Here is a 12794-nt window from a genome sequence, read left to right on the forward strand (position 1 = left end):
TGGCGCATCTGGTTGATGTCGTTCTGGTTGGAGGCGAGCTGGCGGCGCTCGTTCTCGACCCGACCCTGCAGGCGCTCCCGATCGGCCGCGGGGGCGGCCTCGAAGCTGCGGGTGAGGGCCGCGATGTCGCGCTCGAGGCCGGCGGCGACGCGCTCGCGGCCTGCGAGGTCACGCTGCAGCGTGTCGCGGGTGGTGATGAGCTGCGCCTTGATCGCCGCGAGCAGCGGCTGGAAATTGGCCGAGCTGGTCGTCAGCTGAACCTGGCCGGACGTGCCCGAGACGGTCAGGTTGCCCTGACCCTGGGTGATGTCGGTCGGCGCCAGCAGGCCCTTCAGGAACAGGTCGGCATTGTCGTCGAGCGGCAGGTAGAAGCTCTGCGTCGTGCCGATCCAGGCGGGATTGGCAACCACCTGGCGGCGCATCGCGGTGGGCGCGCCGGAAGACAGGATGTTGCCGAGCGCGCGGCGGGCCGTGCGATCCGTCGCGCCGGGGAAGTAGGCGCGCAGGGCCGCAGCGGTGATCCCGTCGTAGTTGGCGGCATCGATCGCCTTGGTGAGGTCGGCGCCGCTGGCATTCTGCGGGTTGAACGTCTCCGGCTTCAGCTCGACGGTGAGCTTCACATAGTTCTGTGTGAAGGCGGGGATCGCCTGCGTGATGATCGTCGACAGGAAGATCACCAGGAAGCCGGCGGCCACCAGGAGGGCGCCGAGGCCGAGAGCCTGGAAGATGAACTCCGAACGGTAGCGCGCCTTGAGGCGACCCTTGGCCTCGTCATTGGTGTGCAGATCGGTGGCGATCCTGGGCAGCGAGACGTCAGTCATACTGTTCCCGATACTTGTTGACGACGCGCAGCGCGACGAGGTTGAGCGAGAGGGTCACGACGAAGAGCACCAGGCCGAGGCCGAAGGCGGCGAGCGTCTTGGGGCTGTCGAACTCCTGGTCACCGGTGAGCAGCGTGCCGATCTGCACGGTCACGGTGGTCACCGCTTCCAGCGGGTTCAGCGTGAGATTGGCGGCCAGACCGGCGGCCATGACGACGATCATGGTCTCGCCCATGGCCCGCGACACCGCGAGCACGAGGGCCGAGACGATGCCGGGCAGCGCCGCCGGCAGCACCACCTTGCGGATCGTCTCCGACTTGGTGGCGCCAAGACCGGCCGAACCATCCCGCAGCGACTGGGGCACCGCGTTGATCACGTCGTCGGAGAGCGAGGAAACGAAGGGCACGATCATGATGCCCATCACCACACCTGCGGCGAGGGCGCTCTCGGAAGCGACCTCGAGGCCGAGGGCATGTCCGGTGTTGCGGATGAAGGGAGCGACCGTCAGGGCGGCGAAGAAGCCGTAGACGACCGTCGGGATGCCCGCGAGGATCTCCAGCACCGGCTTGCCGACGGCGCGCACCTGCGGCGTCGCATAGTCCGACAGGTACACCGCCGCCATGATGCCGAGCGGCGCGGCCACGATCATCGCGATGAAGGTGATGAGCAGCGTGCCGGTGAGCAGCGGGATGAAGCCGAAGGCCGCAGTGCCACCGACCTGGTCGGCGCGGAAGGCCATCTGCTGCGGCGTCCAGGTGAGGCCGAAGAGGAAGTCGATCGGGCTGACCAGCGAGAAGAACCGCATCGATTCCGTGATCAGCGACACCACGATGCCGATGGTCGTGAGGATGGCGATGGTGGCGGAGACCGCGAGGAACACCTTCACAGCCGCCTCCACCCGGTGGCGGGCCCGGAAGGCAGGGGCGATAGCGCCGAAACCGTACATGAAGCCGCCGATGCCGGCGGCCGCCATCGCGGCGATCATCAGGCCGGTGGAGACCCACTGGCGGGACGCGAGGACACCGGCGGCCTCGGTGCGCACAGCGTCACGGATGCCGGGCGTCCCACCGAAGGCCAGCGCCTGGATGTCGCGCCAGAAACCGTCGAGCTGGGCGGCGCTGGAGGCGCCGAGCTGTGCGCCGAACTGGCCGATCAGCATCTGGCGCAGCACGTTGGGGGCGGCGATCGACCAGACGATGAGGATGAGCAGGGGAATGCCGACCGTGGTCAGCGCCAGCCAGGAACCGTGATAGCCCGGCAGGGAGTGCATGGCGGCGTAGTTGTTGCCGGCAAGCGAGACGGACCGGCTCCTGCCGATGACGAAGCTGGCGACGGCGACCGCCACCAGAAGGCCGAACAGGGTCAGGAACATCGGAAAACCGCCCGTCTTGACTGGACCCGGCGGAAGCCGGGCATTGGAAGCAGGAGGCCCGGTGACCCGGGCCTCCCGATGCGTCTGGAGATCAGAGACCGGCCAGGCCGGTGGCAGCGCGGGCCGCGCGGGCGACCGCTTCGCGACGGTCGGCCGGCAGCGGCACGAGGCCCTTCTTCTCGAGATAGCCGTCGTCGCCCATCGCCTGGTCGGAGACGTACTCGTTGATGAACTCCTGCAGGCCCGGGACGACGCCAATGTGCTCCTTCTTCACGTAGACGTAGAGCGAGCGCGACAGCGGGTACTTGCCGGAGGAAATGTTGTCGACGGTGTCCTCGACGCCGTTGATGCGGGCGCCCTGGATCTTGTCGCGGTTCTCCTCGAGGAAGGAGTAGCCGAACACGCCGAAGGCCGAGGGATTGGCAGCGAGGCGCTGCACGATGATGTTGTCGTTCTCACCAGCCTCGATGAAGGCGCCGTCGGCGCGCAGCTGCTGGCAGGCGCGGTTGTCGATCTGCACGTTGGCGCGGCGCTGGACGGCCTTGCAGCCCTCGAGCATCGCCAGCTCGTTGAAGGCGTCGCGGGTGCCCGAGGTCGGCGGCGGGCCGAGGACCTCGATCCTGGCGTTCGGCAGGTTGGGGGCGATGTCCGACCAGTTGCGGTTCGGATTATCGACCATCTGGCCCTGGGCGTTCGGAACCTTGGCGGCGAGCGCCAGGAAGATCTGGTCGAGCGTCAGCTGGAGAGCCGGGCCCTGCTTCGAGTTGGCGAAGACGATGCCGTCGAAGCCGACGACGATCTCGATCGGCGTGACGCCGTTCTTCTTGCAGGTGTCGAACTCGGAGGCGGTGATGCGGCGCGAGGCATTGGCCACGTCCGGGGTGTTGACGCCGACGCCGCCACAGAAGAGGCGCATGCCGCCGCCCGTGCCGGTCGATTCCACGATCGGGGCCTTGCCGGAACGCTGGCCGAAGCGTTCGGCCACCGCAGTCGTGAAGGGGAACACGGTGGAGGAACCGGTGGCCTGGATGCGGTCGCGAGCCTCGGCGGAGCCGGGCAGCGCGGCGACGGCGCCAAGGGCGACCACCGCAGCGGAAAGAACGAGAGAGAGTTTCACAGGATGCTCCTGTCCTTAGAGGGCCCCCGCCCACACACCGGAACGCCGGCGGGACGGGGAATGCAGCCCCATCGATAGGGCCGTCGGGCGATACTTCTATGACCTCTCCTTGACAGCTGGATGAATATAAAAAATGTTTCCAATCAGAGGCTTATCCCCGCGCTCGGGAATTTGTCGCAATGTACGGATGACTCGCGTTAACCGATGAAAAGACAGGCGTCAGCGGGGACATTGCTTCCCTGCGGCCTGCCCCCTGCCCCACTCCGCCACGACCGGTATAGTGCCCATCCCTCGGATTCCGGCGAGCGCATGCGCCTTTACGATCGTCCCTATCTCATTCTCGCCGCCACCACCTTGATCTGGGCCGGCAACGCCATCGCGAGCCGTCTCGCCATCGGCCATGTCTCGCCGATGGTGCTCACCACATTGCGCTGGGTGGGGACGCTGACCCTGATGATCGCCCTTGCCGGTGCCGCTTTCCGGACGGAATGGCCGGTGATCCGCGCCCATTGGAAATGGCTGGCGGTGATGGGCGTCGTCGGCTTCACCGGCTTCAACGCCCTCTTCTATATCTCTGCCGTCTACACCACGGCCGTGAACATCGGCATCATCCAGGGCTCGATCCCGGTGATGGTCCTGGCCGGCGCCTATCTCGCCTACCGCACGCCGGTGACGGGATTGCAGGCCATCGGTATCGTCGTCACCATCGCGGGTGTCGCCTTGCTGGCGGCGCGCGGAGATCTCGCCGTCCTCACCGGCCTCGGCTTCAATCTCGGCGACCTTCTGATGCTCATCGCCTGCCTCGGCTATGCCGCCTATACCGTGGCCTTGCGCGAGCGACCGCCCATCTCCCCCCGCCCCTTCTTTCTCGGCCTCGCCATCGTGGCGCTGATCTCCTCCCTGCCGCTTGTCGGCATCGAGATCGCCCATAGCACGGCGCAATGGCCTGACCTGCGGGGATGGCTCATCATCCTCTACGTGGCCGTGCTTCCCGGCTTCGTCGCCCAGCTCTTCTTCATGCGCGGCGTGGAGCTCATCGGCCCGGGCCGGGCCGGCCTGTGGGTCAATCTGGTCCCGGTATGGTCGGCGATCCTCGGCCCGCTGATCCTCGGCGAGGTCTTCGCCTGGTATCACGCGGTTGCCCTGAGCCTCGTGCTCGGCGGCATAGCCATCGCCGAGAGCGGCAAGCGCTAAGGCGCCCGCGACGGCTGTCGAGGCCTTCCGCGGCCGCGCGGCGGCATCCATAAAGCCGACACGTCACCCGGGCCCGAGGGCGACTGAGCCCCTCAGCGCACGGCGTAGCGCATATAGCCGTTGAGCACCTGGCCGATCCAGGCGAGACCGATGCCGAAGGCGACAGCGAGGGCAGCGCCGGCGGCGATGCGGCCGGCATTACCACCCTCGAAGAGCGCCGCGCCCTGCAGCGCCGGCCAGACGACCCAGAGCACGAGCCCGGGGCCGACGAGGCCGAAGAGCAGGCCGAACCCGGCGCCCTTCACCACGCCGTCGCGGCCCCAGCGATCCCAGATGAGGATGAAGGCAAGGCCCCAGAGCCCGCCGATCAGGGCTGGCTGGGTGAGGCCTGGCAGGCTCGCCGGCAGCGGCGCGCGCATCGGGAAAAGCTGGACCGGTGCGAGGCCAAGCAGGCCGAAGAGCCAGACGGCGCCCTGGAGCGCCAGGACGACCGCCATAACGCCGACGGCGAAACCGAAGGACAGGCGGGCGACGAGATACATGGGCTCGGGCTTTCGACGAATCGCGACGGGGCGAGTTTACCTCACGCCGTCGCGCTCCGCCTTGGGGCCATCAGAACGCGAGACGACGCGCCCGCTTCACCTGCGGGATCTCGTGGATCCTGGCGAGCAGGTCGTCGGAGATGCGCTCGTCCACCGCCACGAAGCAGATGGCGTCGCCGCCGGGTTTGTCGCGGCCGAGATTGAAGGTCGCGATGTTGACGCCGGCATCCCCCAGCAGCGAGCCGAAGCGGCCGATGAAGCCCGGCTTGTCGTCGTTGCGGACATAAAGCATGTGCGGGGCGAACTCGGCGTCCATGGCGATGGCGCGGATCTCGACGATGCGCGGCTTGCCGTCGGCGAGCACCGTGCCGGCGGCATGGCGCGGCATGTCCTCGGCCTCCACCGTGATCATGATGCGGCTCTCGAGATTGCCGCCGGGGGCTTCCCGCTTCACCTCGTCCACCGTGATGCCCTTGTCGTTGGCGATCGGCACGGCATTGACCATGTTGATGTCGGACAGGAAGGGCCGCAGCACGCCGGTGACCGCCGCGGCGGTGAGCGGACGCACGTTGAGATCGGCGACCTTGCCTTCATACTCGATGCGGATGCCCTTGATCGGGGCTTCCGTGAGTTGGCCGAGGAAGGAGCCGAGCTTCTCGGCAAGCGCCACGAAGGGGCGAAGCTTTGGCGCATCCTCGGCAGAGATCGACGGGAAGTTCACCGCATTGGTGATGGCGCCCGAGAGGAGATAATCGGACATCTGCTCGGCAACCTGTAGCGCCACATTTTCCTGCGCTTCGGTCGTCGCGGCACCGAGATGCGGCGTGCAGATCACGTTGGGATGGCCGAAGAGCGGGTTGGTGGTCGCCGGCTCCTCCGAGAACACGTCGAAGGCCGCGCCCGCCACGTGGCCCGAATCCAGCGCCTCGCGCAGTGCCTGCTCGTCGACGAGGCCACCGCGGGCGCAGTTGATGATGCGCACGCCCTTCTTCGTCTTCGCCAGCGCCTCGCGGGAGAGGACGTTCTTCGTCTGCGCCGTCATCGGCACGTGCAGGGTGATGAAGTCAGCGCGGCGGAGCAGGTCCTCGAGCTCGACCTTCTCCACGCCGATGGAGACGGCGCGCTCCGGCGACAGGTAGGGATCGAAGGCGATGACCTTCATCTTCAGGCCGAGCGCGCGGTCGGCGACGATCGAGCCGATATTGCCGCAGCCGATGATGCCGAGCGTCTTCGAGGTCAGCTCGACGCCCATATACTTGTTCTTCTCCCACAGGCCGGCCTGGGTGGTGCGGTCGGCGTCGGGGATCTGCCGGGCGATCGAGAACATCATGGCGATGGCATGCTCGGCCGTGGTGATCGAATTGCCGAAGGGCGTGTTCATCACGATGATGCCCTTGGCCGTCGCGGCGGGAATGTCGACATTGTCGACGCCGATGCCGGCGCGGCCGATAACCTTCAGCTTCGTGGCATTGGCGAGGATCGCCGGCGTCACCTTACTGGCCGAGCGGATGGCAAGGCCGTCATAGTCGCCGATGATGGCGGCGAGCTTCTCCTTGTCCTTGCCGAGCGCCGGCTGGAAATCGACGTCGATGCCCCGGTCCTTGAAGATCTGGACGGCGGCGGGCGAGAGGGCGTCGGAAATGAGAACGCGGGGTTTGGTCATGATGGGCTCCACGGCCTCCTCCTGCGGAGAAGGGGCGCCTTTTGGCGCGGGGTGAAGAAGCGGGCTCCAACCGACCCTCTCCCCATGTGGGAGAGGGTGGCTGCGGAGCAGCCGGGTGAGGGAAGAAAAGCGTCGGCGGTCGATGCGGCCAGCGATCAGCGCGGGCGAGGCAAGTTCCCTCACCCGCCCGCTGACGCGGGCACCCTCTCCCGCAGGGGGAGAGGGGTCCATCGGCAGCCTCAGGCCGCCTTCTTCAGCTTGGCCTTCTCGGTGGCGAAGGCATAGGCGATCCACGGCATCAGCGCCTTGAGATCGCGGGCCTGCACCGTCGCGCCGCACCAGATGCGAAGGCCGGGAGGGGCATCGCGATAATGGCCGAGGTCGAGGCCGGCGCCTTCCTTCTCCAGCGTCGCGACAACGCCCTTGGCGAAGGCCGCCTGGGCATCGGCGGAGAGCGCGGTGACCGCGGGATCGGTGAACTTCAGGCAGACCGAGGTGTTGGAGCGCGTCTTCGGTTTCACCGCGAGGAAATCGATCCAGTCGTTCTCCTTGACGAACTTGGCGATGACGCGGGTATTGGCATCCGCGCGCTTCACCAGGCCGTCGAGGCCGCCGACCTTCTGCGCCCATTTCAGCGCGTCGATATAGTCCTCGACGCAGAGCATCGAGGGCGTATTGATGGTTTCCCCTTCAAAAATGCCCTCGATCAGCTTGCCGCCCTTGGTCATGCGGAAGATCTTCGGCAGCGGCCAGGCCGGCTTGTAGGTCTCCAGCCGCTCCACAGCGCGCGGGGAAAGGATCAGCATGCCGTGGGCCGCCTCGCCGCCCAGCACCTTCTGCCAGGAGAAGGTCACGACATCGAGCTTCGGCCAGTCGAGGCGCTGGGCAAAGGCCGCCGAGGTCGCGTCGCAAATGGTGAGGCCCTCGCGGTCCTCGGCGATCCAGTCGGCATTCGGCACGCGTACGCCGGACGTCGTGCCGTTCCAGGTGAAGACGACGTCGCGATTCTTGGTGTCGATCTTCTTGAGGTTCGGCAGCTCGCCGTAAGGCGCGGTGATGGTGCGCACGTCGGCGAGCTTCAGCTGCTTCACCACATCGGTGACCCAGCCCTCGCCGAAGCTCTCCCACGAGACCATGTCGACGCCGCGGGCACCGAGCATCGACCACATGGCCATTTCGACGGCGCCGGTATCGGAGGCCGGCACGATGCCGATCCGGTAACCGGCGGGGACCTGCAGCACCTCGCGGGTGAGGTCGATGGCGAGCTTCAGCTTCGCCTTGCCGACCTTGGCGCGGTGCGACCGCCCGAGGGGCGCGTCAGCCAGAGCTTTGAGGGACCATCCGGGGCGCTTGGCGCAGGGGCCGGACGAAAAGGTATTCACGCGCGGGCGCGCGGCAGGTGCAGTCGTCATCTGTGTCTCCATCCTTACAGATGGGCGTACCCCGTTGGGGGGGCATGTCCCGCTGATGGGGATAGGACCAATGATGGGTCAGGTCAAGGAGAACACGGCGCCGTCGGTCGGTCGCCTCAATGGCCGGCCAGCCCGTCACCGAACATGTAGCGCAGGCCGACGCGCACCTCGTGCGCCGCAACCGTTGTGCGGTAGCTGCCGCCCACCGTGTCGATGAAGCGCAGCGAACCCATGTGCAGGTAGCGATAGCCGATGTCGATCTTCGTCTGTGGCGTCACGTCGACCGTCACGCCCGCCATGGCGGCCCAGGCCAGCGTCCACTTGGTCGTGTTGGCAAGGACGGGCGTGAAGACCGTCTCGCCGAGGGCGGCCGCACCCGGCACTGGCGTCGAGACGAAGTTCGAGGCCGAGAGCCGCGCCGTGCCGAGACCGACGCCGACATAGGGCGTCAGCGGTCCGAAGGTGCCGAGATCGGCATAGGCATTGATGAGCAGCGTCTGGGCGCTGACGCCGAAGCTGTTCAGCCGCGATGGCACCGGCAGGGGCCCGACATAGCCCCAGTTGCCCTGCGGCGGCGCGAAGCCCGAGAAGGTCGCACGGCCATGGATGTCCAGCGTCGTGTCGAGCCGGAAGCTCTTGTACTTGAAGCCGAAGCCGAGACCCCCGCCGAGCGAGCGCCCGGCCCGGGTGCCGCGCTGCTCGACCATCGCGTTGGCGGTGTCGTCGAAGACCGCCATGGCCGGCGAGCGGAAGAGGTTGGCGATGAGGTCGCCGCGTACATACCAGCCGGAGGAGAAGTCCTCGGGGAGGACGGGCGGCGCGAGGGGCGCATCGGGAAGCGGGGCCCGGCGGTCGGCAGCGAGCGCAGGCGCGGCCATGCAGAGGGCTGCGGCGAAGACGGCGATGCGGTGGGAAAGGCGGGGGTTACGCTTCATCGGACGTCCTGCAACGCTGACGCCGCCCTGCCGGGCGGATGACCATGGCGGCACTGTCGCAGACCGCGGTTAAGGGGGATTTAAGGTTAAGAATTAACCACGCGGGCCGTCGCGCGGGCCTTCGCGCCGCGCACAAGAGACGGCGCGGGCCTGGGGCCCGCCAGCCCCGCCTCACAAAAGAAAACGGCGCGGGCTTGAGGCCCGCGCCGCTGACTTGGGGAACGGTGCTGCGAGGTCAGTAGCGGGCGACGACCGGGGCCGGCGCGACAGGGGTCGAGCCGCCGAAGGCGTAGCGCAGGCCGAGGCGGATATCGTGCGAGGTGACCTGGCGGATCTCGTAGTTCTGCACCGCGGTGGTGCAGAGCGGGCACGGCGCGCCGGAGCGGAAATTGCCGAGGTTGAGGTAGCGATAGCCGATCTCGACCTTGGTGTTGGCCGAGATGTCCCAGGCCATGCCGGCCATCAGCGCCCAGGCGAAGGTGCCGTTGGAGCCGCCATTGATCACGCCCGAGGAGGGACCGACGCCGACGACCACGCCGGTGTCGAAGGTCGGGGCGAGGCGGTTATGGGCGTAGCCGACGCCGCCGCCGATATAGGGCGTGATGCCCCACCAGGTGCCGAGGTCGATATAGCCGTTGAGGAGGGCCACGACCGAGGACATGTTGGAGTGCAGCACGTTCTCGTAGCTCTGCGGGCCGGTGAGGATGTCACGGCCGACGAAACGGCCACCGGAGCGATATTCCAGCGAGGCGTCGACGCGGAACCACGAGTTGAAGGCGTAGCCGATGCCGGCGCCGATGAACATGGTCGACGACAGCGAGTGCTGGTAGGTCGCCTGGGTGATGCCACCCGGCGGGTTCGGATTGTACTGCCAGCGCTGGGCGGTCTGCGTGCCCAAGCCGACGTCGCCGCGAAGGTACCAACCGCCATTGTCGACGGGCTGCACGGCGGGGATGGATTCACGCAGCAGCGGCGGCGCCATGTCGGCGGCGGTGGCGGCGGTGGCGACGAACGCCGCCGTGGCGGCGAAAGCGAGACTGATCAGGCGGCGCATGGCGGTGTCCTGGGAGAGGGCATCGCCGTGCCAGGCGCGCCCGAGGGTTCAACACCCCTGAGCCTGCCGCAGATTGCTTAAAGTCCACTTAACCCTAACGGACGTGGTGAACGGCGGGTAAAAGTCCCCTTCCCTGCCGCTGAAGCCGCGTCAGGCAGCGGCCTTGGTCACCGCCTCGACGATCTGGTCGACCACCGTCTCGACGAGGTCGCGGTCGTCGCCCTCAGCCATGACGCGGATGACCGGCTCGGTGCCCGAGGGGCGGATGACGAGGCGGCCGTGATTGCCGAGCTTCACCTTGGCATCGTCGATGGCGGAGACGACGCTCTTCGCCTCCAGCGGCTTGCCACCCTTGAAGCGGACATTCTTCAGGATCTGCGGCAGCGGCTCGAAGCGGTGGCAGACCTCGGAGACCGGCCGACCCATCTTCAGGACGACGGCCAGCACCTGCAGCGCGGCGACAAGGCCGTCGCCGGTGGTCGAATAGTCGGAGAGGATGATGTGCCCGGACTGCTCGCCGCCGACATTGAAGCCGTGCTCGCGCATGTGCTCCAGCACGTAGCGGTCGCCGACCGGCGTGCGGGCGAGTTGCAGGCCGAGGCCGCCGAGGAAGCGCTCGAGGCCGAGATTGGACATGACAGTGGCGACGATGCCGGGCTGGGCGAGCCGGCCATCCTCGAGCCAGGATTGAGCGACCACCGCCATGAGCTGGTCGCCATCGACCACATGGCCCTTCTCGTCGACGATCAGGACGCGGTCGGCATCGCCGTCGAGGGCGATGCCGATATCGGCGCGCATCTCGCGCACCTTCTCCACCAGCGTCTCCGGATGGGTGGAGCCGCAGGCGTCGTTGATGTTGAAGCCGTCCGGCTTGTCGCCGATCGTCACCACCTCGGCGCCGAGCTCCCAGAGCGCGGCAGGGGCGACCTTGTAGCCGGCGCCATTGGCGCAATCGATGACGATGCGCAGACCGTCCAGGTCGAGATTGCGCGGCAGCGTCCGCTTGGCGAACTCGATGTAGCGGGCCTGCGCGTCGTCGATGCGCTTGGCGCGGCCGAGATGGCGGGAGGCAGCGAGCTTCTTGGACAGGTCCTGGTCGAGCAGGCCTTCGATCTCCTTCTCGACCTCGTCGGAGAGCTTGTAGCCGTCGGGGGCGAAGAGCTTGATGCCGTTGTCGTCGAAGGGATTGTGGGACGCCGAGATCATCACGCCGAGATCGGCGCGCATGGAGCGCGTCAGCATGGCCACCGCCGGGGTCGGCATCGGGCCGACCAGCAGCACGTCCATGCCCACCGAGGTGAAGCCCGCGACGAGGGCATTCTCGATCATGTAGCCGGACAGCCGCGTGTCCTTGCCGATCATGACGCGGTGGCGGTGCTCGCCGCGCTGGAAGGCAACGCCGGCGGCCTGACCGACCTTCATCGCCATGTCAGGCGTGATCGGGAAGGCATTGGCGCGACCACGGATGCCGTCGGTGCCGAAATACTTGCGGGCCATGGGTGAGGGTCTCGGGGTGAAGGTCTCGTCCGCCGCGATGGGGAAGCCATGCGATTCGCGGGATCTGCCCGCCATCGCAGCCTTATAGGCGCGGCTGGGCGAAATGTCCCCGAAACCGGTTCAAATATGGTGATGGACTGTGACAGCGGCGCCTTGGCCCGGCGCCGTCGCCTCAGCTCTTGAAATAGGGCTCGACCGGCCCTTTGAGCTTCACCGTCAGCGGATTGCCGTGGCGGTCGCGGGCATTGCCGGCGACGACGCGGACCCAGCCCTCGGAGACGCAATATTCTTCGACATTGTTCTTCTCGACGCCCTTGAAGCGGATTCCAACCTCCCGCGAGAGGATGTCGGCGTCATAGAAGGGGCTGGCGGGGTCGGTCGACAGCCGGTCGGGCGGGGCGGCGCGGGTCTCGTCGGTCATGCCTGCTTCCGTCGCTGGAGGAGTTTCAGGCGCGGACTGATAGCGGCACAGGCCCTCCCTGCCAAGGCTGGGCCGGGCGGCAGCAACCGAAGCCATCTGGCAAAGAGGTCCCGCGGCACATCAGGTCCGGTGCGACAGGCGTGTCGATCGGTGCATCGTCGTCGCAAGGGGTGGCCGATCAGGCCTTGCGTCCATGACGGGACCGGGAACGTCACTAGCGGCCACCCGTCATTTTGACGAGCCGCTGCCGTTGTTTCCTGCTAGCGTGACGATGGGTGGTGGCATCTCGTGACGAGGAGATGTGTCCAATGCATCGCAGACTGTTCCTGACGACCTTGGCCGCGGGCGTCGCGGCTGGCGCGGGTCTGGCCTCCGGCACGGCTCAGGCCGCGCCCGTCGGCGCCCCTGCGACCGATCTTGCGGGTGTGCGCGCGGCCCTCGGCCCTGCGCCGGCATCCGAACCCTCCCTGCTGGAGATGCGCCGCCGTGGCGGTGGCTTCCGCGGCGGTGGCCGTCGCTTCCGTGGCGGTGGTTGGGGTGGCGGACGCCGGTGGCGTGGTGGCGGCGGCTGGCGTCGCGGTGGCTGGGGTCCGGGCTGGCGGCGCCGCCGCGCCTGGGGTCCGCGTCCGTGGGGTCCCCGTCCCTGGGGTCCGCCGCGCCGCTGCTTCTACAATCGCTGGGGCGAGCTGGTCTGCCGCCGGCCCTACTGGCGCCGCCCCATCTGGTGGTGACGCCCGCGCCGCTCTGACGCTCCCGAAGGCCCGGC

General features: G+C 67.7%; 11 protein-coding genes and 1 pseudogene. 2 read left to right on the forward strand and 10 right to left on the reverse strand.

The genetic code is table 11. From position 1 onward, the window contains the following. Positions 1-335: 335 nt before the first annotated feature. The 3 genes and pseudogenes from O9344_RS10730 to O9344_RS10740 all read right to left on the reverse strand — a co-directional run. Positions 336-821: pseudogene (locus O9344_RS10730) on the reverse strand (DUF3333 domain-containing protein); the annotation flags it as partial. Further along, positions 814-2193: a phosphate ABC transporter permease subunit PstC gene (gene pstC, locus O9344_RS10735; protein ID WP_298476469.1), complete on the reverse strand. Its 1380-nt coding sequence runs from the start codon at positions 2191-2193 to the stop codon at positions 814-816. The pseudogene O9344_RS10730 and the gene pstC, both read right to left, overlap by 8 nt. Before the next feature lie 91 nt (positions 2194-2284). Continuing rightward, the gene (locus tag O9344_RS10740) at positions 2285-3310 is read right to left on the reverse strand and encodes a substrate-binding domain-containing protein (RefSeq protein WP_298476474.1); all 1026 of its coding nucleotides are present in this window, start codon (positions 3308-3310) and stop codon (positions 2285-2287) included. Positions 3311-3619: 309 nt separating this feature from the next. On the opposite strand from O9344_RS10740, the gene O9344_RS10745 reads away from it, so the two are divergent. Continuing rightward, on the forward strand, positions 3620-4504 hold the full coding sequence (locus tag O9344_RS10745) for a DMT family transporter (RefSeq protein WP_298476475.1): 885 nt from the start codon (positions 3620-3622) through the stop codon (positions 4502-4504). Positions 4505-4596: 92 nt separating this feature from the next. On the opposite strand, the gene O9344_RS10750 is transcribed toward O9344_RS10745, so the two are convergent. The 7 genes from O9344_RS10750 to O9344_RS10780 all read right to left on the reverse strand — a co-directional run bounded on the left by O9344_RS10750 (position 4597) and on the right by O9344_RS10780 (position 12028). Next, positions 4597-5046: a hypothetical protein gene (locus O9344_RS10750; RefSeq protein ID WP_298476476.1), complete on the reverse strand. Its 450-nt coding sequence runs from the start codon at positions 5044-5046 to the stop codon at positions 4597-4599. Positions 5047-5116: 70 nt separating this feature from the next. Next, the gene (gene serA / locus O9344_RS10755) at positions 5117-6709 is read right to left on the reverse strand and encodes a phosphoglycerate dehydrogenase (protein ID WP_298476477.1); all 1593 of its coding nucleotides are present in this window, start codon (positions 6707-6709) and stop codon (positions 5117-5119) included. Positions 6710-6948: 239 nt separating this feature from the next. Continuing rightward, positions 6949-8121, reverse strand: coding sequence for a phosphoserine transaminase (locus O9344_RS10760; RefSeq protein ID WP_298476478.1), 1173 nt, complete (start codon positions 8119-8121; stop codon positions 6949-6951). Between the two features lie 116 nt (positions 8122-8237). Further along, the gene (locus O9344_RS10765) at positions 8238-9056 is read right to left on the reverse strand and encodes an outer membrane beta-barrel protein (RefSeq protein ID WP_298476479.1); all 819 of its coding nucleotides are present in this window, start codon (positions 9054-9056) and stop codon (positions 8238-8240) included. A 235-nt stretch (positions 9057-9291) separates the two neighbouring features. Beyond that, entirely contained in the window at positions 9292-10110 is an 819-nt protein-coding gene (locus O9344_RS10770) for an outer membrane beta-barrel protein (RefSeq protein WP_298476480.1), read from the reverse strand. A 150-nt stretch (positions 10111-10260) separates the two neighbouring features. Then, the gene (gene glmM / locus O9344_RS10775; RefSeq protein ID WP_298476481.1) at positions 10261-11607 is read right to left on the reverse strand and encodes a phosphoglucosamine mutase; all 1347 of its coding nucleotides are present in this window, start codon (positions 11605-11607) and stop codon (positions 10261-10263) included. Positions 11608-11779: 172 nt separating this feature from the next. Continuing rightward, positions 11780-12028 (reverse strand): DUF3297 family protein, encoded by a 249-nt coding sequence (locus tag O9344_RS10780; protein WP_298476482.1) that lies wholly within the window; start codon positions 12026-12028, stop codon positions 11780-11782. A 308-nt stretch (positions 12029-12336) separates the two neighbouring features. On the opposite strand from O9344_RS10780, the gene O9344_RS10785 reads away from it, so the two are divergent. Beyond that, positions 12337-12759: a hypothetical protein gene (locus O9344_RS10785; RefSeq protein WP_298476483.1), complete on the forward strand. Its 423-nt coding sequence runs from the start codon at positions 12337-12339 to the stop codon at positions 12757-12759. The last annotated feature ends 35 nt before the right edge of the window (positions 12760-12794 follow it).

The organism is Phreatobacter sp. (genome assembly GCF_027532945.1).
Lineage (GTDB): Bacteria > Pseudomonadota > Alphaproteobacteria > Rhizobiales > Phreatobacteraceae > Phreatobacter.